We start from the raw sequence: 19,817 nt of genomic DNA, 5'->3' as shown, positions 1-19,817 counted from the left end.
TTGACTTTTATGCTTGGCGAGACTAATTCTACAGTCTATGAGCAACACCCCGATTCAGCAAAAACGCAATACCCCCCCGAAGAACGACCTTCTCAATTTCAGTTTAGAATTGGAGAAAAAAGAAGAAAAAAAAGAGACATTTGAAAAACTTGAGGAAGGGATGCTTGTAAGCCCTCGGCTAAAGGAGCTGACAAGCCCACGAGAGATCAAGGAGGCAAAAAAAATTCACTTTCGCATATTAGAAAATGAGAAAAAAGAAATTCTATCTAACAAATGTATTGCTTCCGATATCCTCAATGAAGGATGTTTGCTCAATCCCAAGAGTATAGAGCTCACAGTGGCGGACAATCAATGTATGCTCATTATTACCCCTGATGTTTTAGATAAGAAGACGAAAGAAATTAAAATTATAGAAGTCGATTCGCCTAGAGATAACATCCTTAAAAAGACGCTCACGAAGGGAAATGAAAAGGAGAAAATGCCTTATATTCGTTATCTTGGACTCCCAAAAGATATCGAAATAAATAAAAATCAAACAATCACTATTTCGCTGAAAGCAGATGATTTAAATAAAAAGTTGAAAGAGAAATATGGTGCCGAGTTAATCAAATTTACCGATTCCGACCTGAAAAATTTATTTTTTACGCATTTTCTGGACAATATGACTGATTTTGCTGAAAGCAAATTTTCGAAACTCATGGGTTTTGAAAAGAGCATCATTGAAGCGTTTGAAAAGCATACTAAAGGTTGTTTCGATAATCTTTCTGAAGAAGAATTGAAAGATTTGCTACAAGAGAAAGAGAAAGTGGTTATCGATAAGGATTTTTTCTTAAAAGATTTAATTTGTAAAAATCTTGAGAACTTATTTATCCGAGGAAATGGGAGTGAACTCTCCAGATGGGAAAATCATTATAAGAAATTTCTTGAATCTGCTTCGGCTAAGGATCTGGAAATACTTGTGGGGATTATGCGCTTGGGGGGCTTGCCTCTTAATAATGAAAAATCCTTGGCTGTAACGATAAAGGATTTCTTTTTTTATATGATTCCTTCTGGAAATGAGAAGAAGGAAAAACTTTACATGGAGAAACACCATTTGGAGTTATGCTTGTATTTCGCTGAACGAAAATTAATTAAGAACATTGTTTCGGATAAGGAAGGGTTTGAGATTTTTATCAAATATGCCACGAAGGAAGATATCGATAAAATTGTAAAGCTGGTGAAGGGAGAGAAGGGAGAAGAGAGTAAATTTGTAGAGCCCACGAGCATTGAGCGTAAAGGCAGAACGGATTCGGGCATCGACTTTGTTAAACTTTATGGCCAGCTATTGGAACAGCTGAAATCAAAATATGAGATAAAGCGCAAATCTTTCTCGGGGGATTTTCTGAATATTACTGAAAAGAGTGAAAAAATAGAGGTACCGAAAAAGCGGTCGAAATCTGTCAAGGAAGCATCGTATAATGATGTTTTCTTAAACGAGGACATCATTGTCATTAACGAAGAAGGTATGGTAGAGGAGAGTGATAAGAAAAGCAATGAGAGCAAAAAGAGTAACACGTCTTTAAAGAATATCTTCAGCAACCTTTCATTTAAATTGAAAAATAGAAAATCTACTGAAAAGTCGGAAGCTCATGATAATAAAAAATAATGAGAAAAGATTTTTTTAATATCGGTAATATTCAGGCTTAAAAGGCCCTTCGATTGGGATTTCCAGATAATCTGCTTGTGACTTGGTCAGACGAGTTAGTTTAGCGCCTAGCTTTTCTACATGGATGCGGGCGACTTCCTCGTCTAGCTTCTTTGGGAGGATGTAGACTTTATTCTCGTACTTGCCTTTATTCTTCCAAAGATCCATTTGGGCAAGTACCTGATTGCTAAAAGAACAGGACATGACGAATGAGGGGTGCCCGGTAGCGCAGCCCAGGTTGACCAAGCGCCCTTCGGCGAGGACATAAATTTGGCGGCCATCCTTAAAGGTATAGCGGTCTACTTGAGGTTTGATGTTGTTCTTTTTAACATCGGGTGCGTTTTCAAGCGCATTCATTTGGATTTCATCATCAAAGTGGCCGATGTTGCATATAATAGCCTGATCTTTCATGTGGCGCATATGCTCGAGTGTAATGACATCTTTGTTCCCTGTAGCGGTGACGATAATATCCGCTATGCTGAGGGCATCTTCTAATGTTACGACTTCAAAGCCGGCCATAAGAGCTTGGAGGGCGCAAATAGGATCGATTTCCGTAACAAGAACCCTTGCATTTAGGGAACGCAGAGACTGCGCGGAACCCTTGCCCACATCCCCATAGCCGCAAACAACGGCTACTTTACCAGCCACCATGATATCTGTGGCTCGCTTGATGCCATCTAGTAGAGACTCCCGGCAACCATATATATTATCAAATTTAGATTTAGTGACAGAGTCGTTCACGTTAATGGAGGGGAAGAGCAATTGGTTTTGCTTGGCCAATTTGTATAAACGATGAACTCCCGTTGTCGTTTCCTCAGATACGCCATGTAAGTCATTTACCACATTATGCCAGTAATTGGGGTTATCAGCATGAATGTCTTTCAGGAGTTGTTTTAATACCACTTCGTCCTCTGATTCGGAAGGGGTATTGACCCAATTATCTCCAGCCTCCAATTCATAGCCCTTATGGACCATCAACGTAGCATCGCCACCATCATCAACGATCAGGTTTGGCCCCTGTTTATTGGGCCAATTGAGCGCATTAAAGGTACATTGCCAATATTCCTTGATACTTTCCCCCTTCCAGGCAAAAATGGCATAGCCTGCCTTTGCCATGGCAGCTGCGGCATGATCTTGGGTGGAGAATATGTTACAACTTGCCCAACGAATGTCAGCGCCAAGCGCTTCAAGCGTCTTTATCAAAACAGCAGTCTGGATTGTCATATGGAGGGAGCCCATGATTCTAACACCTTTGAGCGGTTTTTCCTTTCCATATTTTTTCTGTAAAGCAAGGAGACCAGGCATTTCCCTTTCGGCCATCCCGATTTCCTTGTTGCCCCAGTCGGCAAGATTAATATCGGCTACTTGATAGGGTGGGGTATTTTTTTTGAGCAGCGTTGTCATACAGCAAAGATTCGGGGTTTATAAGCACTCATCGCTTTGTTGAGCGCTTCGACTTTATCCGTTTGCTCCCAAGGGAGATCCGGTTTCGTGAAGTGCCCATAGTGCGTGGTTCTCCTGTAAATAGGGCGCAGTAGGTCGAGCTGCTTGATAATATCGGCAGGTTTAAAACTGAAGACCTTTTTGATAGCATCATGAATATCCTCATCACGGTAAGGGCTGCTCCCAAAAGTAGATACGTGAATACTGGTAGGATTTGGGTGACCAATAGCATAAGCTACCTGGAGCTCTATTTGGGAGGCGATACCTGCCGCAACGATATTTTTTGCGACCCAGCGGCACATATAGGCAGCAGAACGATCTACCTTCGAAGGATCTTTGCCAGAAAACGCGCCACCCCCATGCCGAGCCCACCCGCCATAGGTGTCTGCAATGATTTTACGACCCGTGAGCCCGGCATCTGTTTCCGGGCCCCCCTTAACGAAACTGCCGGTAGGGTTGATAAAATATTCAGTATCCTTCGTTAATAACTCCTTGGGAAGAACATTAGGGATGACCTCACTTATGAGAAAGTGCTCTATCTCCTTGTGTTTAATGTAAGCTTCATGTTGGGTAGAAATAACAACATTAACGATACGCTTGGGCTTACCGTTGACGTATTCAATGGCGACCTGAGTTTTGCTATCCGGGCGTAGCCAAGGAACCGTGTGATCCTTTCTCAGTCGAGCGAGCTCAATATTAAGTTTGTGCGCATAAACAATAGGTGAAGGCATAAGCTCCTCTGTTTCGTCACACGCGTAACCAAACATGATACCTTGGTCACCCGCGCCCTGCTCTGCGGTCTTTTTACCATCAGCTCCAACGGCATTGACCCCTTGAGCGATTTCAGGAGACTGCTCTGTGAGCTTATTGTGAATTTCTATAGTATCCGCATTAAAAACATCATCCTCGTGGGTGTAACCGATATCTCTCACCGCTTGGCGCACGACCTGTTGGTAATTGATATGCGCCTTAGACGAAATTTCGCCAACAAGGTAAACGGTGTCATATTTAACAATAGCCTCACACGCAACCCGGCTATGGGGATCCTTTGCTAGAAAAGCATCTAGAATACTATCAGAAATGTAATCAGCGATTTTATCTGGGTGGCCTTCGCCAACGGATTCGGAAGAGAAAATGAAATGATCAGCCATAGTTTTATAAGGGGTTAACGGTTATATCGATAAATCAGGATAAGTTGGAAATATTGCCAGAGGCAACGCTAATAAGAGAAAAGACGTGAAGGCGTATCATGTATAGTCGAGCCATTGACGCGGTGACCGATAAGACAGTATTTGTTGATATAGAGAAGTTCATAATTGTATTGGGTTGTTGTAGGGGTTAATTCAGTGACGATGTAAAACGAGACATTTTTTTGAAAACATTTTGAGAGAAGTCCTTCCTCTCTATTATACGGAAGTGTCAAGCGTTTCTTTGGTCGATAATTGGGATGGTTGGGATAATTGGGATGATTTTGAAAAAAAAGTGAATTTTTTTACTATTTCGTGCTCGTTCGTTCACTATACTAACGTGAATCAAGTAAGCGGCGGTTGGTGGATCGACTGCAACGAGGCAATTGCTGACGATTGTTAGATGAGCGATTTGCCGAATTCAAACCTTTTACGACTCTGAAAATTCCATCCCGCAAACACAGTTAGTGAAAGCCAATTAACGATGGGCCATGAGTTTTATAAGCTTGGGAGGAATAGGATATCAAACGTACACCAAAACAAAAACCACGCATGCCAAGGCGATGCGATACCAAGCAAACAAGCCTAGCCCATGCTTGTTTAAGTACTGAATAAACCATTTGATAGCGATAGCCGCGGATACAAAGGCTATAAAACAACCAAAGAGCAGTGGACCCGCATCCAGAACCTTTAGCATCATAGGGCCTTCAAATAGCGCCTTATAGCTCGATGCAGCTGTGAGCGTAATTAATCCCAACAAAAAACTGAATTCTGCGGCACGCTTGGGACTCAACCCAACGGCAAACCCGCCAATAATTGTCATCATTGAGCGGCTAGTACCCGGCCACATGGCGAAGCATTGCAAAAAACCTATGAAGAGACTTTGCTTCCACGTAAGATCCTCCATTCGGGGAGAAGAGACAGCATGCCCCTCGTAGGGATGTTTTTTACGCACATACCAGCGATTTACCCCCAGCATTAGAAAAGCGCCTGCGATTAAAGCCACAATAACGGCCCACGGATGGAAAAGCTTGCTTTCAATCCAGGGATCGAGGATTGGCCCCAGTACGGCAGCCGGCAAAAAGGCGATGATTAGATTAATGGCGAGTTTCCTTCCGCTAGGATTCATTCCAAGTATGCCTAAACCCATGCCAAGGATTTCTTTCCAATAGAGAAAACAAACGGCCAAAATAGCGCCCCCCTGGATTACGATTGCGTAGGCATCTGCGGCCTCCTTCAACGTGTATTTGGAATCGGGATTTTCCGGATCTCTTAACACATACGTTTGTGTTTCAGGATCGATAAACGGCACTTCGGCATCCAGATGAAGGAAATGGTTTGCGATGATCAAGTGACCTGTGGAAGAGACGGGCAGATACTCGGTAACCCCCTCAACCAAGCCCAGAATAAACGCATCCGTATAATTGAACGAAGACGAAGGCGCAATTTCAAGAGAGAGCTTTTCCTCCTGGGCGCTTAACGTAGGAAGTAAGTTTGCTAATACAAAAAAAGAGAGGGCAATAGTACGCAAATGTCGACTGGGCATGTATCTTTTTTGCCTCAAGATGAGGGATATACAAGCCCAAAATCTGAAATAAAGTTGCCTATTGATGAGAGCTCATGTTTCATGATTCGAGTTATGAGTGGACACGCACAAAAACCCTTTGGAGTAAGCGTTCTCGTCTTTATAAAAGACGATCAAGACCGTTTCCTTATGTTAAAAAGAACCAGAGCACCGAATTTTAACTGCTGGACACCGCTTGGCGGGAAAGTAGAAATTGATGAAGGCGAATCTCCCCATGACTGTGCCGTTCGTGAAGTATTTGAAGAAGCAGGAATGACCATTGGAACAAACGATTTACATCTATTTGGGATGATTTCCGAAAAAAATTACGAAGGAGAGAAGCATTGGCTCATGTTCCTGTTTGAGTGTAAAAAAACAATCGATTTTCACCCCGAAGTGATGGAAGAAGGACATTTTGATTTCTTTAGCCGAGCTGAGATAGATGACTTGCCCGATGAAGAACTACCCGAGACCGACAGGCAAGGCCTATGGGCTTCGTATGACAAATATCACACAAGATTTGTAGCGTTGAAGGCGGATTGTGATCCCAAAAAGAAATTGGAAATTATCGTTGAAGAATCCTTCTGAATCTTGCACAATCGGATCCTCTTCCATATATTGCGAAGAGCAGTAACTAAACCTAAATATTTGTATTGTGAATAGCGAAAGCATTGAGATTTCTCCCCAAGAAGCGGAAGTTAACAAGGCACTATCTGCGGAAGAAAAAATATTTCTTTACCAAGAAATGGTCCGTATACGTAAGTTTGAAGAGCGCGCGGTGCGATCCTACCAGCAAGGAAATATAGGAGGTTTTTGCCATACATACATTGGGCAAGAATCTGTTGCGGTTGGTACTATTTCAGTATTGGGGCCAGATGACCAAGTGATTACCGCGTATCGTAACCACGCCCACGCGATGGCAGTTGGTATGGGAATGAATGAGCTTATGGCCGAGATGTACGGCAAGTATACAGGCTGCTCCGAAGGCAAAGGCGGCTCTATGCACTTTTTTGACCCCTCTAAAAATTATTGGGGCGGCCACGGCATTGTCTGCGGCCAAACACCATTAGGTGCGGGTATTGCGTTTGCGCTTAAGTACCAAGGGAAAAAAGCAGCCTGCTTGTGTTATTTGGGAGACGGTGCGGTTAACCAAGGCGTACTATATGAATCCTACAATTTAGTCTCTTTATGGAATATTCCGGTTATTTACATTATTGAAAATAATTGCTATTCCATGGGGACGAGCCAAGAGAGATCCTCTGCCGGAGCCCCTTTAGCAAAACGCGCTGAAGGGTTTAATATTGCCTGGGATGTTGTGGAAGGAAACGATCTCTATGAAGTTCGCGCAAAGACAACGCAAGCTTTGCAAAGAGCCTATAACGAATCTCGCCCAACTGTTTTGGAAATTAAGACATATCGCTATCGTGGCCACTCTATGTCTGACCCAGACAAGACCTATCGTTCCAAAGATGAGATAGAAGAGTATAAAAAGACAAGAGACCCGATCCTCTTATTTGAGCAAAAATTGTTTGAAGAAGGCGTGCTTAACGAAGAGAAGAAACAGGCGATAGACACGGCAGCTAAAGAGGAAGCGGAAGCATCTGCAAAGTTTGCGGAAGAGAGCCCATTTCCGCCTGAGGAAACGATACAGACATCGGTTTATTGGGAAGAAGATAATCCGGACCAAAAAACATCTCAAGGTAGGATGTATTTTAATTAAGCCCACATTAGTGTTTTTTTTCGAATTTAAATTATAATTATCATGCCCGAAATTACTTATAGAGAAGCTGTCAATCAAGCGATTGCGGAAGAAATGGCTCGCGATGAAAAAGTCTTTATCATGGGTGAAGAAGTTGCCCAGTATCATGGCGCGTATAAAGTGACCCAAGGTCTTTTGGAGAAATTTGGTGAGAAGCGGGTTATCGACACCCCGATTAGTGAAGGTGGATTTGCCGGTTTAGGTGTTGGGGCTGCTATGATGGGCTTGCGCCCGATAGTAGAGTTCATGACATGGAGCTTCTCCTTTGTGGCGTGTGACCAGATTATGAATAACGCGGCTAATATGCGTTATATGTCCGGCGGAACGGTCAATGTACCGATAGTGTTTCGTGGGCCTGCTAATGGAGGCGTGAATGTAGGCGCAACGCATTCTCATACTCCAGAGAATTTTTATGCCCAGTTTCCTGGTCTGAAAGTTGTTTGCCCAGCAAACGCGTACGATGCTAAAGGTCTTTTAAAGAATGCTATACGAGATAATGACCCGGTATGTTTCATGGAAAACACGATCCTTTATAATGATAAATGTGAAGTGCCTGAAGAAGAATATCTCATTCCCTTTGGTAAAGCGGATATTAAACGCGAAGGCAGTGATTTATCTATTATAGCGCACGGCAGAGCTGTTATTACCTCCCTTAAAGCTGCAGAAATTTTAGAAAAAGAGCACAATATAAATGTCGAAGTGCTTGATTTAAGAAGCATACGGCCATTGGACGAAGAAGCCATTATCAACACGGTTAAGAAGACGAACCGCGTGGTATTGGTTGAGGAAAACAAGCCCTTTGGAGGTGTCGATGCCCAAGTTTCTTATATCATACAAGAGAAGGCATTTGACTATCTTGATGCGCCTATTAAACGTATTTCCGCAGTGGATGCGCCTCAGATCTACAGTATGGCGCTCGAGAAGCTTCAATTGCCGTATCCGGAGCTGATTGTTAAAACGGTTCTTGCTCTTCTTAAATAAGTATTAAAATTTAAAAAATTTGTTATGCCAGTAGTAATAGACATGCCCAAGTTGAGTGACACCATGACCACCGGTACGTTGGTGAAGTGGTTGAAGAATGAAGGGGACGCCGTTTCTTCCGGAGATATGATTGCTGAAGTCGAGACAGACAAGGCGACCATGGAACTGGAAAACTTCGAAGATGGCGTTCTTTTGAAGCATTATGTGAAAGAAGGGGAATCTGTTATTATTGGAGCACCGATTTGTGCCGTAGGGCAAGAAGGCGAAGAAGTGCCGGAAGCTGCTACTGGAGGAAGTGAACCGGAAGCGCCTAAGCAAAAGCAAGCGGAGCCAGAGCAGCCTAAAAAAGAAGAAGCAAAGGTTGAAGTCACTCAAGAAGAAGAAGAGGACGAGGAAGTTTTTGAAGACGAAGAAGATGAGCGCGTAAAGGCTTCACCCTTAGCTAAAATGGTTGCTCGTGAAAAAGGTATTTCATTAAAGGGCGTGAAGGGGTCAGGCCCCGATGGGCGCATCGTTAAGAAAGACGTATTGGTCGTGGCGGAAAAGAAGCCTGCTGGTGTTGAAGCTGCGGGTAGTAAGGTGGCTAAAGTAGAAGCAGCCTCATCTGCACCGATTATCAATCAAGCGTTGATGAGTGGCGAAGATAAGGATATGCCTGTCAGTAACATGCGTGCTACGATAGCGCGTCGTTTAGTAGAGGCTAAGGCTCAAGCACCTCATTTTTACTTAGAGGTTGAGGTGGACGTGGAAGCTTTGGTACAGATGCGTGAAGAGATCAATCGCGGCTGTGAAGCGGATGGCATCAAGTTTACGATCAATGATTTCATAATGAAGGCCACTGCGGTTGCATTAAAGAGGGTACCAGCGGTCAATTCATCTTGGTTGGGCGATAAGATACGCCAATACGCAAGTGTGCATTTAGCATTTGGGGTGGCAATTGAAGATGGTTTGGTAACACCTGTTATTCGGGATTGTCAGGCTAAGTCATTGCGCCAGATTAGTTTAGAGGCGAAGGATTATATTCAAAAGGCTCGAAATAAGAAGTTAAAGCCTGAAGAAATGTCCGGATCTACTTTTACGGTAACGAATTTAGGGATGTTTGGGATTTCCCGGTTTTATGGGATTATTAATTTGCCAAACGCAGCGATTTTATCTGTTGGCGGAACGGCTACAAAGCCGGTAGTGAAGTCCGATGGAACGATAGGTGTCGGGCAAATCATGACCATTGGCATCAGTGGAGATCACCGCGTAATTGATGGGGCAAGTGCCGCAAAATTCCTAGCAGAACTTAGAAAATTACTCGAAAAACCGAGCGTGATGTTGGTTTAAGTGTAAAAAGTTTACGAATTCTTTGACAAGCTCGGATTAGTGGAGTAGGTTGAAGGTATATATGAAGCATGTTCTTATCACCTTATCCATTGTAAAGTTTGCCATTGTAGCTTGCGTGGGTGCGTTTATTTTCAGTATGCCGGTTACTCAGGCGAGCGATGAAATATCGCCTGCAGTGTATAAGAAAATAGTCGACTCATCGGAGAAGGAAAGTTCTCCTCTTATCACTTTAGTCAGATTGTAAGCGTTTAGTCTTGGGCTGATTCGTAGAAAGTGCCGAGGGCTCGGTATTTTTCGTAGCGTTTGTCTGTTAGCTGAGTGCCGTTCATGGTTTTGAGCGTTTTGAGCTCTTGTTGGATGGCGGCTTTGACGGACTTGGCGGCTAAATCTTTGTTGGTGTGTGCCCCGCCGGTTGGCTCTGTGATGATGCCGTCTACTATGCCGAGCTCGAGGAGCTTATCTGCTGTTATTTGTAGGGCTTCTGCGGCTTGTGGGGCGAAGGCGCGATCCTTCCAGAGGATTGCGGCACAGCCTTCGGGTGAAATTACGGAATAATAAGCGTTTTCGAGGATGAGGACGCGGTCTGCTACAGCGATGCCTAGGGCACCACCAGAGCCGCCTTCGCCGATGACGATGGCGATGATGGGGACTTGGAGTTGAGCCATATCACGGATGTTGACTGCGATGGCCTCTGCTACGTGGCGTTCCTCTGACTGTACGCCAGGATAGGCGCCAGGCGTGTCTATAAAAGAGATGATGGGGAGGTTGAATTTTTCGGCCATCTTCATGAGCCGGAGCGCTTTACGGTAGCCCTCTGGGTTGGGGGATCCGAAGTTGCGCATGAGGTTTTCTTTGGTCGTACGGCCCTTTTGTTGAGCGATGATCATGACGGGCTCGCCCTGGAAGAAGGCTGTGCCGCCGATTATAGCGCGATCGTCCCTGAAATTGCGGTCGCCATGGAGCTCCTGGAAGTCCTCGAAGATAGCGCCTATGTAGTCTAGCGAGTAAGGGCGCTGTGGGTGGCGCGCGAGCTGGATCTTTTGCCAAGGCGTGAGGCCTTTATAGATCTGAGCCTTGGTGGCTTCTAGCTTGCGTTCGATGGCGTCAATTTCATCGGCCATATCAACCTTTTCCTGAATGGAAGAGGCGCGCAGGCTCTCTAGTTGCTCCTCTAGAATACGGAGAGGTTTTTCAAAATCTAGGCTGAACTTCGGTTTGCTCATAATAGTAGTGTTCTATTAAAACAGAATTTGGGGAAAAGGGAAGCTTAAAATGGGAGACAAGTGGCTGTGCTATAGGGTGTATTATGATAGTTTTATTGAGATTTAAAATGCCCATTTTTGCTATTTTTATATTGCCAGATAATGATCAAATAAATGTGAACAAAAGGGGAGGTTTGTTTCACCTGGAACAAACTTGTGGGATTTTATTAAAGGAAAGCGTCATTTCCTTTAATAAGAAAATTCCTTATTAAAAGATCTTTGAAGGGGGTATGTTTTTTTACGAAAAATTGCCGAGACCCTCATTTAGGATATCGAGATGTTTTTTGATGAATTGATATAGCAGGAATTGGTGTGGAATGGTTGATTTCTCTTAAATATGGCTTACGTTAAGAAATGAGCAGGTATATTGCTTATTGTTTATTGCTGGTTTTTTTATTTCTGTTATCGATACCAGCTACCTTGAGAGCTGAGGCTTATCATAGCCTTGAAAGCGCCGTTGCCTTTAAGCCTTATCACCATGGGGTGGGAGGGGCTAATGTATTAAAGCTGCAAAAGGAAGGTAGGATTTTTATTAAAGTATTCCCGATGTCTGGTTCTTATGAAGCTCTTGTTCTGGATGTGCCTGCTAGTAGCTCGAACCCAACGGTTACGGGCAGTATAAATTGGAGCCCCGCTGTGCCGGTAAAGCGTATCGAGATTTCTTCAGACTGGTTTACCATTACAATCGTAAGACCCGCTTGGTCTTTCTGGAATCGATCGGTTGGGGGAACTTTTCAAATTAAGCCAACGGTGATTACTGATTTGGGTAATGCAACCACCAAACACTTGGTGCCCTTGGCGGGCGGAGGGCAAAGAAAGGATGGTGCCGTAGCAGTAGTCACCGTTACTATGAAGCCCGCAAACGGAATCATTTCCGTGCATATTGATATTAAAGATGAGGAGCTGAGTAAGATTATTCCGTAAGGGGAGGGCAGGGGCTACTTACTTAATGCTTGTAGGGACGGTAGTCTGTGGTTCCGTGTAAGATGCCGTCTCGAAGGAAGTTTACAAAATCCGGTTGATCGGCTTTGTGGGAGTTGAGGTAGATTAGGCTAGTTTTTTCGGGCGAGGGAATGAGGATGGAGAAATGTACAGGGAGTGATAAGGCAGCTTCATCTACGCGGATGCATATTTTGAGCATTGTCAATAGTTGAGCCCAAGGGAGAAGATAGGCATCTTTGGTATCGTAAAGAAGGTCGCCATCTTTGAAATGATAATTTTTGCCTTGGGTGTGTTGAAGAATTTCTTTTTATGGATAATGCGGTGATGCGGATGTATTCAGTAAGTTATATTATTTAGATGGCTAGCTGCATTTCTTCCTTTGCCTGCATTGTTGAAGAATAGTAGGCGTTCAATGTTTTTATTAATGCATAGCCTACTTCCCTAGCAAAATTTACTGGAACAGCATTGCCAATTTGTTTGTATTGAGATGATAAGGAACCCACAAATTCCCAATTATCAGGGAATGTTTGTATGCGCGCATATTCACGAACGGTAAAAGGTCGGGTTTCTTCAGGATGACACCTTTCTGTTTGTTTCTGGGATGGGTTACAGGTTAGTGTCAAGCAGGGTTCGTCCCAATGCATTCTCCTTGCCATTCCTGTTTTGCCTCCACCTTGGAAAAAACTACTTTTCATATATTCTTTTTGGAGCTCTATAGGGAGATCCCTCCAATATCCACCGGGCGGAACATGTTGCATTACTCGTTTTTTCATTGGAGAAAAAAGCTGACCAGGTGATGGGGGTACGTCTGAGTCAAATAACCTGCCTTTTTTTAAAGCATCTTTTAATGTATATATTTCTTTATGGGGTTGCGGGAAATCAAAATTCAATCCGCATCCACGTTTTAAGCCGACTAACAAAAGCCGTTCTCTTTTTTGAGGAACTCGATAAAAAATGGCTTTGAGTACTCTAGGTGGAATAACATCATAACCAAGTTCATCTAAAACTGAAATCATGCCTTGAAGAGTATTTCCGTTCTCATGATTAAGTAAACCACGGACATTTTCACCTACACATATGAGCGGCTTGATTTCATCAACTGCTCTTGCGAATTCATAAAACAAGGTACCCCTTGCATCCTTTAGACCGAGTTTTTTTCCTGCGTAACTGAACGCTTGGCATGGGAAGCCTCCCGCAACGACATCTATTTTTCCTTTGTATGGGGAGAAATCTAGTTGTGAAACATCTCCTTCGATGATATTCCATCCAGGGCGATTTTTCTTCAGGGTATTGCATGCATTACGATCATTATCGTTCAGTAATTCACATTTTAATCCAGCTGTTTCAAGGCCAAGTGCTAACCCCCCAGCGCCTGAAAAAAGTTCAATTAATGAAAAGTCTTTTAAAGGTTTTTCATTAATTGATATGTTGTTATCAAATAAAAATCCAAGTTGCTCGAATTTTTTTAAAGAGAAAGCAGGGTAAACTCGATAGTTATTTATCGGGTGTCGGATGGGTTTGAGGTAATTATTTTTATCCCATCTGCGTAACGTTTCTTTTGAAACGGAAAGCATGTCCGCTACCTCTGTCAATGAGTAAAATTCTTTCATATTAAACCTTGGTCAACGTTAGTCATGGTTACTTGAAAATCACCTATATCTTTTCTTTTGTCAATGATCATGATATATCTCAAGATAAATTTTATCATTTGTAAACAATTACTGACCCTTACCCTTGCATGAGTGACGAAGTGAAAAAAAACGAGATTTTGCAAAAAGCGAAATCCTGGTTTAAAGAAGTTATTATAGAAGCGCATATTAAGAATACAAAAATTCTATCAAATCCAAAGCAATTTAAGATCAATCCTTTTTTGGTGAACTATTTGGCTAGGTTTTTTACGGGTGACTGTAGTCCAGAGTCGATTGCCAGAGTATTGATTTATCCGCGTATGTTATCTACGTCAATAAACACATCATTCGGGCAGAATTTACAAAATTTTATTAGCAAAGTTTTAAATGCTTTTGGTAGTGTAATATCAGGTATTGATATAGAATTTGAAGACCAAGTAGATGGTCGGAAAAAGTTCTGTCAGGTTAAGCTAGGTCCAAATACTATCAATAAAGATGACGTGAAAACCATAAATGATCACTTTCATTCCATAAGAAATTTGGCTAAGACAAATCGCTTCGAACTTGGGAGCAACGACTTAATTGTAGGTGTTTTGTATGGAGGGAAAGATCAATTAAGTACACATTATAAAAATATAGAAAAGAAGCATTTTTATCCTGTGTATGTGGGCGAAGCGTTTTGGCAAAGATTGACGGGAGACAATGCGTTTTATCAAAAATTAATCTCTGCCTTTAATGAGATAAAACTGGACGTAGACAGCTTACGATTGATTGAAGAAACCGTTCAAGAATTAGCTAAGTCAGCTGAGATTATTCGATTAGCGGAACAAGTGAGTGAGAAGACACATATTTTGGACGAAGATGCGTATCTATAAGTGCTTTGAGCCTGTTTGCTTTTGTATATCCGCTTTATCGATACAAGAATCTGGGATATTTTAGGCTTTTAGTTATTTAATCCGCATTTGGGCTTTGGTCGCATTTTGCATTGCGGGTATATGTCCCTGCCATCTTGGTAGATGGAGTAGGATAAGTGGGCGTAGCCGAGGAGGGTGAAGTTTATGAAGATGCCGGTTTGGAGGTGTTTGTCTTTATATAAGAGGGGTGCAGTTGCTTTTTTGCGGATTTGGTATATGTTAGGGTATGAGAACATCACTCTTTGTTGGGATTGCTTTGGTTGCGTTTACGGTGGTTACCCTTTCTTCGACTTCTCTGGAGGCGGCGAATTATACTAAGGTTCGCGCAAAAGTTACATTTGTACCCCATGACTACAATTTTTTATCGAATGTAAACAGGATTGATATCACGCCGGGAGACAACATAAGGGTGGTTTTAAATGGGACAGCGACCGGAACCAATGTCCCGAATGAAGAGTTTATTCATTTTGCGGCCAGGAGTGCAGCTTATCAGGAGAAGGTGCTTTATGATGCCATGTCGAGTATAAGCCAGCTTAAAATTTCGTCTAGCAATATAAGCGCCAGGATAGAAAGGCCTTGGTTTTACTCACCCAACCTCACAGAGGGAAAATTTGAAATCGTGGGTCAGGTTATTACTAACTTAACGGCAGGCCAGGAGTATAAAATTACCTTGAAAGGGGCTAAAGGACGGGAGTCCCATGGTTTTTTATCGGTTTCATTGGATTCATCAAGTGGCGTAATAACGGTTGATATCAAAATTTACGACAAGGAATTGAATGATGTACTATAGTCGGGGGAGTATTTGATACGATCCCAGGCCTGCAGGAAAGAAATGGGTTTATTTAGGATCGTTAGGGGATTGTTTGGCTTTTGATCTGTTTACTTCTGATGCGGTTGGCAATTATGAGGATTTGTTCGATGATTCTTTGGAATCCTGATAAATGGCGTAAAACATTTTTGAGTAGCCTATGAGGGCGAAGCCAACAAGGATTCCGCCGGCAACATTTCTGTTTTTGATTTTAGCGATTTGACGATCGGAGAGTAGGTTTAGCTGATGCTTCTCTTGCAGGAAGGATTGGAGCTGTTTGAGGTTAGAAGGGTCATTTATTAACGTTTCGTAACGAGATTTGACGTCTTCGGTAGCTTGTTTTTGCGAAGACTTTTCGCTGGGTTGGTGGGGTGAAGGAGATGAGGCATTAAAGCGTGTTTTCTGTAGTTTAAACATGGGGTCATGTTATAGAAAAGAGGTTTAGTTAATCAAGTAATTGTTGTCGATACATACGAGCTATAAAAGACTCGAGTGCGGTTGAGTTGGTCTTTATAGTGTTGTTTATGAAAAAGATATTGGTGACGAACGATGATGGTATTGATTCCTTTTTTTTAAAGACCCTGGTGGAGGCTTTGCGGGAGAAGTTTGACGTGACGGTGGCGGCGCCGTTGACGGAGCAGAGCTGGATTGGGCGTGCGATTAGCCGAGATAGAGTGGTGCATATGGCGGAGTATGAGGGGTATGATTGCCCGGCGTATGCGCTTGATGGGACACCGGCTGATTGCGTGAATATTGCGTTGGCACATTTGTTTGAAGAAAGACCGGCGGCGGTGGTTTCCGGTATTAATATTGGGAGTAATACGGGAAGGCCGATTATTTTGAGCTCGGGGACCTTGGGGGCTGCGATTGAGGGCGCGGCGTGGAATGTGCCTTCTATTGCTTGTTCGCATTTTTTGGAAGTCGAGGAGTATGTGGGGATACGCGACAAGCATGGTGTTGTGGAAGGGGAGCTATTGTTGTCCTTACAGAACGCGGCGAAGCGGATGGCGATGTTTACGGAAGAGATGGTGTCTTGTTGGGATAATCCGCATGTTGTGCAAAATATTAATTTCCCAAAAGCGACACGCATGGATACGCCCGTGGAGTTTACGGTGCCGGAGACCCTGTTTGTAGGCTCACTCTTTAAGCGAGAGACGCATTCATCGTTTCGATTTGCGTATCCGAACTGGAAGTTTGACGTGACGGAAGAGACGGACTTGGCTTGTATTGAAAGAGGGCATATTAGTAATACGCATTTTGATTTTTCGGAGTTTGGAGCGATACGCGAGCAGTGTCGGAAGACGGCTGTTCGATGCGAGTAGTTTGCTTAAAGGAGAAAAATTTAAGACCAGATGTTAAGGTCGGTGAGTTGCTGTGTGACCTTGCCCGACCAATCCTTATTTGCGGCGGGACTGGCAGGACTAGGGTGTAGGATGCGACCGATTTTAATATCTATTCCCTTGAGTGCCTCTTGGGCACGCGCTTCCGCGAAACCACCAACACCGATTAGCCAATCCGGTTTTAAAATGTTTACGGTTTGGCGGAGATAATCATCACAGAGATTATATAAAAGATTAGCCTCGTGCGCGGGAAGTTTATCCGGAGTTCTATTTTTGCCAGACTCCTCCATGAAGACGAGCGGACAGTAGTTTGCGACAAAGTGGTCCTTAAAAAAAATATCAGGAGAAGAAAAACGCTCCTTAAAGAGCCCCCAAAGCCTACGACCACTTACCTCTGAGCGAGCGCAGTTAAACCCTACGATGGGACGATTCGGGTGTTCCTGTTTGGGTTTGTCTACTAATTCGCTAATCTTTAGCCAGTCTCGTATAGCGGGAATTTCACCGAAAGGCACACCCGTTTGCGCCATACCCCAAGGACCCGGATTCATCCCTAAGAAAACAATTTTTTTAGGAGAAGAAGCGTATTTGGAAAGGTAGGCCACGTGGGATTTCCAGGCGTATTCAAGAGGATTATACACGTACACGGTAGGATTTGAGAACGATAAATTGGAGACATCGCTTGAAAATCTCTCGGTGATTTTGATTAAGGAATTTGTAGTGCTCATGGTATGACGTTAGTTTTTTTTACGAAATAAACATTTTTTTCTTTGATTGTGACTTGAAAAGTAATAAAATGAGAGTAAGTTATAAATTACAAGTGTAAGTGAAATTTTTTACTTGTTTGTGAATAGATACATGGCCTCTTCGAATAATTCAGGAAATAATCCTTTAACCTTTGACCTCCCAGAAGTTCTTTTGGAGAAAATAGTTAAAGCGCAAGAACAATGCAAAGCAAAATCAATGAGTGATTTGATACGACATGCATTGATTCATTTTAATTTTGAGACATACATTCCTGAAAAACAGGAGCATAAGCAGATATCAGTTCGGTTACCGGATGATGTAAGGAAGCAACTGCAGCAAGTGTCGAAAAAAAAGAAGGTGAGTATAGGGGAACTCCTTAGAGCAGCTTTGGACAGTATGCCCAAAAACCTAACTACAACTCCAGAAAAAACTATGGTCACAAAAAAAACAACAACAAAGAAGACAGTTAAAAAAGCAGCTCCTAAAAAGAAAGCTGTGAAAAAAACTGTTGCAAAGAAAGCTGTTAAAAAAACAGTCAAAAAGGCAGTTAAGAAGACAGTGAAAAAAGTAGCTAGTAAGGCTAAAAAAGCTGTAAAGAAGACTGTGAAAAAAGCCGTGAAGAAAGCAGCTCCTGCAAAGAAGACTGTGAAGAAAGTGGTGAAAAAAGCAGCTCCTAAGACAGTAAAAAAAGCCGTTAAAAAAGCAACGAAGTAAAGGTGTAATTCTTGGCTAGGATACCTTTAGCCAAGGGAGCAATTTCTCTTTCTTGGGAGCAAGAGGGGCGGTTGCTGCTTGGCACATTTTTCCAAAAGTGAAGTGTGCCTAGGTTACGCGGATGGTTTGTTGTCGAGTATAGCTAAATCTATATCATTATTATGACGTGATAGGTATGTTAGTGCATTGGCTGGTTTTACGGCGAGGTCAGTTTGGTTTAAACTGGAGCAAGCCTTAGCCAAAAAGCAGGTCATAAAAAAGGCTACATTTTTTGATCGCAAGGGATATATTTGAGCCATAGATTTGTATTTTTATGCAAAGAGTTATGAAGCTTGAATTGTCTGGACTTGCAGAAGAGTTGTCACCTTCGCCGACGTTGGCAGTGGACGCGAAAGCAAAAGCGTTAATTGCTGCAGGGGAAGACGTGTGTGGTTTTGGCCCGGGCGAGCCTGATTTTGACACGCCTGAGTTTATCAAAGAAGCGTGTATTAAAGCGCTTCGGGACGGTAAGACGAAGTATATCAACGTGGCCGGTTTGCCGGAGTTGAGGACGGCGTTGGTTAGTAAGTATAAAGAAGATAACAAGCTTTCGATAAAAGCGGAGCAAGTTGTCGTGAGCCCCGGGGGGAAGTTATCCTGCCTGTTGGCGATATTGGCGACCTGTAATGCCGGGGATGAAGTGATTATACCGACCCCGTATTGGGTGAGTTATCCGGAGATGTTGAAATTCGCGGGCGCGAAGGCGGTGTTTATTGAAACGAGTGACAAGACGAATTTCAAGATCACTCCTGATCAATTTAAAGAAGCGATCACGCCGAAGACGAAGTTATTTATATTAAACAGCCCCTCTAACCCGACGGGAATGGTGTATACGCGAAAAGAGCTTGAGGCGATCGCGGCAGTGGCGTTGGAACATGGTGTGTACATTATGTCTGACGAGATTTACGAATACCTGTTGTATGGAAAAGCGGAGCACCACAGCCCTGCATCCTTTAGCGCGGAGATGGCGGAACTTGTTATTACGGTGAGTGGGTTTAGTAAATCCTTTTCGATGACCGGGTGGCGATTAGGCACGCTGGTAGCGAATGAACGCATTGCAAAAGCGGTTGCTAAGATACAAGGGCAGATGACCTCGAACGCGACGACCTTTGCGCAGTATGGGGCATTGGCGGCATTGGAGAATAAAGCCGAGTCCAAAAAAGCCATAGATGGCATGGTAAAAGTGTTTAACGAAAGACGCCTTATGATGCTGAAAGGCTTAAGGAGTATTCCAGGAGTGGAATGTTTGGAGGCGGAAGCTGCCTTTTATTTATTTCCCAAGATTGCATCCTTTGGGATGAGTTCTACGGATTTCGCGACGAAACTGCTTGAAGAAGAGAAAGTGGCGCTTGTGCCCGGAATGGCCTTTGGTACGGATGATTATGTACGGTTGAGCTATGCGACATCAAACGAAATCATTAACAAGGGGCTAGAGCGACTTGGGCGTTTTTGTCAGCGATTAGGGTGAGGCTTGTTTTA

At 43.2% G+C, this 19,817-nt stretch carries 20 protein-coding genes; 11 read left to right on the top strand and 9 right to left on the bottom strand.

Going from position 1 to position 19,817, the window contains the following annotated elements:
- The first annotated feature begins 37 nt into the window (after positions 1-37).
- A complete protein-coding gene (locus AUJ82_01215) occupies positions 38-1,645 on the top strand; it encodes a hypothetical protein (GenBank protein ID OIO60630.1) in 1,608 nt (535 codons plus the stop codon).
- A gap of 15 nt (positions 1,646-1,660) precedes the next feature.
- Here AUJ82_01215 and AUJ82_01210 read toward each other — a convergent pair whose 3' ends face one another.
- The 3 genes from AUJ82_01210 to AUJ82_01200 form a co-directional block, all read right to left on the bottom strand.
- Positions 1,661-3,088, bottom strand: a complete 1,428-nt coding sequence (locus AUJ82_01210; GenBank protein ID OIO60629.1) for an adenosylhomocysteinase — start codon at positions 3,086-3,088, stop codon at positions 1,661-1,663.
- Positions 3,085-4,278: a methionine adenosyltransferase gene (locus AUJ82_01205; GenBank protein OIO60628.1), complete on the bottom strand. Its 1,194-nt coding sequence runs from the start codon at positions 4,276-4,278 to the stop codon at positions 3,085-3,087. Before AUJ82_01205 ends, AUJ82_01210 begins: the two co-directional genes overlap by 4 nt.
- Before the next feature lie 559 nt (positions 4,279-4,837).
- Positions 4,838-5,761 (bottom strand): hypothetical protein, encoded by a 924-nt coding sequence (locus AUJ82_01200; protein OIO60795.1) that lies wholly within the window; start codon positions 5,759-5,761, stop codon positions 4,838-4,840.
- 192 nt (positions 5,762-5,953) lie between these two features.
- On the opposite strand from AUJ82_01200, the gene AUJ82_01195 reads away from it, so the two are divergent.
- From AUJ82_01195 to AUJ82_01180, 4 genes are all read left to right on the top strand, one after another.
- Positions 5,954-6,466: a hypothetical protein gene (locus tag AUJ82_01195; GenBank protein ID OIO60627.1), complete on the top strand. Its 513-nt coding sequence runs from the start codon at positions 5,954-5,956 to the stop codon at positions 6,464-6,466.
- A 67-nt stretch (positions 6,467-6,533) separates the two neighbouring features.
- Positions 6,534-7,598: a pyruvate dehydrogenase (acetyl-transferring) E1 component subunit alpha gene (locus tag AUJ82_01190; GenBank protein OIO60626.1), complete on the top strand. Its 1,065-nt coding sequence runs from the start codon at positions 6,534-6,536 to the stop codon at positions 7,596-7,598.
- A gap of 42 nt (positions 7,599-7,640) precedes the next feature.
- Complete coding sequence (locus AUJ82_01185; GenBank protein OIO60625.1) at positions 7,641-8,618, top strand: alpha-ketoacid dehydrogenase subunit beta; 978 nt, start codon at positions 7,641-7,643, stop codon at positions 8,616-8,618.
- A 24-nt stretch (positions 8,619-8,642) separates the two neighbouring features.
- Complete coding sequence (locus AUJ82_01180) at positions 8,643-9,947, top strand: pyruvate dehydrogenase complex dihydrolipoamide acetyltransferase (protein OIO60624.1); 1,305 nt, start codon at positions 8,643-8,645, stop codon at positions 9,945-9,947.
- 248 nt (positions 9,948-10,195) lie between these two features.
- Here the strand turns inward: AUJ82_01180 and AUJ82_01175 are convergent, their stop codons facing one another.
- A complete protein-coding gene (locus AUJ82_01175) occupies positions 10,196-11,170 on the bottom strand; it encodes an acetyl-CoA carboxylase carboxyltransferase subunit alpha (GenBank protein ID OIO60623.1) in 975 nt (324 codons plus the stop codon).
- A 393-nt stretch (positions 11,171-11,563) separates the two neighbouring features.
- Between AUJ82_01175 and AUJ82_01170 the strand changes: the two genes are divergently transcribed.
- Positions 11,564-12,133: a hypothetical protein gene (locus AUJ82_01170; protein ID OIO60622.1), complete on the top strand. Its 570-nt coding sequence runs from the start codon at positions 11,564-11,566 to the stop codon at positions 12,131-12,133.
- 22 nt (positions 12,134-12,155) lie between these two features.
- Here the strand turns inward: AUJ82_01170 and AUJ82_01165 are convergent, their stop codons facing one another.
- Positions 12,156-12,350: a hypothetical protein gene (locus AUJ82_01165; GenBank protein ID OIO60621.1), complete on the bottom strand. Its 195-nt coding sequence runs from the start codon at positions 12,348-12,350 to the stop codon at positions 12,156-12,158.
- 154 nt (positions 12,351-12,504) lie between these two features.
- Positions 12,505-13,761 carry a DNA (cytosine-5-)-methyltransferase gene (locus AUJ82_01160; GenBank protein OIO60620.1) on the bottom strand — a complete coding sequence of 419 codons (1,257 nt, stop codon included), beginning with the start codon at positions 13,759-13,761 and terminating at the stop codon, positions 12,505-12,507.
- Positions 13,762-13,889: 128 nt separating this feature from the next.
- Here AUJ82_01160 and AUJ82_01155 point away from each other — a divergent pair, with 128 nt between their 5' ends.
- On the top strand, positions 13,890-14,654 hold the full coding sequence (locus AUJ82_01155; GenBank protein OIO60619.1) for a restriction endonuclease: 765 nt from the start codon (positions 13,890-13,892) through the stop codon (positions 14,652-14,654).
- A 68-nt stretch (positions 14,655-14,722) separates the two neighbouring features.
- Here AUJ82_01155 and AUJ82_01150 read toward each other — a convergent pair whose 3' ends face one another.
- The gene (locus tag AUJ82_01150) at positions 14,723-14,929 is read right to left on the bottom strand and encodes a hypothetical protein (GenBank protein ID OIO60618.1); all 207 of its coding nucleotides are present in this window, start codon (positions 14,927-14,929) and stop codon (positions 14,723-14,725) included.
- On the opposite strand from AUJ82_01150, the gene AUJ82_01145 reads away from it, so the two are divergent.
- The gene (locus tag AUJ82_01145; protein OIO60617.1) at positions 14,920-15,483 is read left to right on the top strand and encodes a hypothetical protein; all 564 of its coding nucleotides are present in this window, start codon (positions 14,920-14,922) and stop codon (positions 15,481-15,483) included. The genes AUJ82_01150 and AUJ82_01145 overlap by 10 nt on opposite strands.
- A gap of 111 nt (positions 15,484-15,594) precedes the next feature.
- On the opposite strand, the gene AUJ82_01140 is transcribed toward AUJ82_01145, so the two are convergent.
- Complete coding sequence (locus AUJ82_01140; GenBank protein OIO60616.1) at positions 15,595-15,918, bottom strand: hypothetical protein; 324 nt, start codon at positions 15,916-15,918, stop codon at positions 15,595-15,597.
- A gap of 107 nt (positions 15,919-16,025) precedes the next feature.
- On the opposite strand from AUJ82_01140, the gene AUJ82_01135 reads away from it, so the two are divergent.
- A complete protein-coding gene (locus AUJ82_01135; GenBank protein ID OIO60615.1) occupies positions 16,026-16,823 on the top strand; it encodes a 5'/3'-nucleotidase SurE in 798 nt (265 codons plus the stop codon).
- A gap of 20 nt (positions 16,824-16,843) precedes the next feature.
- Here the strand turns inward: AUJ82_01135 and AUJ82_01130 are convergent, their stop codons facing one another.
- Positions 16,844-17,566, bottom strand: a complete 723-nt coding sequence (locus AUJ82_01130; GenBank protein ID OIO60614.1) for a single-stranded DNA-binding protein — start codon at positions 17,564-17,566, stop codon at positions 16,844-16,846.
- A gap of 130 nt (positions 17,567-17,696) precedes the next feature.
- On the opposite strand from AUJ82_01130, the gene AUJ82_01125 reads away from it, so the two are divergent.
- Positions 17,697-18,299, top strand: a complete 603-nt coding sequence (locus tag AUJ82_01125; GenBank protein ID OIO60613.1) for a hypothetical protein — start codon at positions 17,697-17,699, stop codon at positions 18,297-18,299.
- A 325-nt stretch (positions 18,300-18,624) separates the two neighbouring features.
- On the top strand, positions 18,625-19,806 hold the full coding sequence (locus AUJ82_01120) for an aspartate aminotransferase (GenBank protein OIO60612.1): 1,182 nt from the start codon (positions 18,625-18,627) through the stop codon (positions 19,804-19,806).
- Positions 19,807-19,817: the final 11 nt, after the last annotated feature.

The sequence above is a fragment of the Verrucomicrobia bacterium CG1_02_43_26 genome (genome assembly GCA_001872735.1).
GTDB lineage: Bacteria > Verrucomicrobiota > Verrucomicrobiia > Opitutales > CG1-02-43-26 > CG1-02-43-26.
The sequence above is the reverse complement of the archived record's forward strand: the minus strand, read 5'-3'. Positions and strand labels throughout refer to the sequence as shown.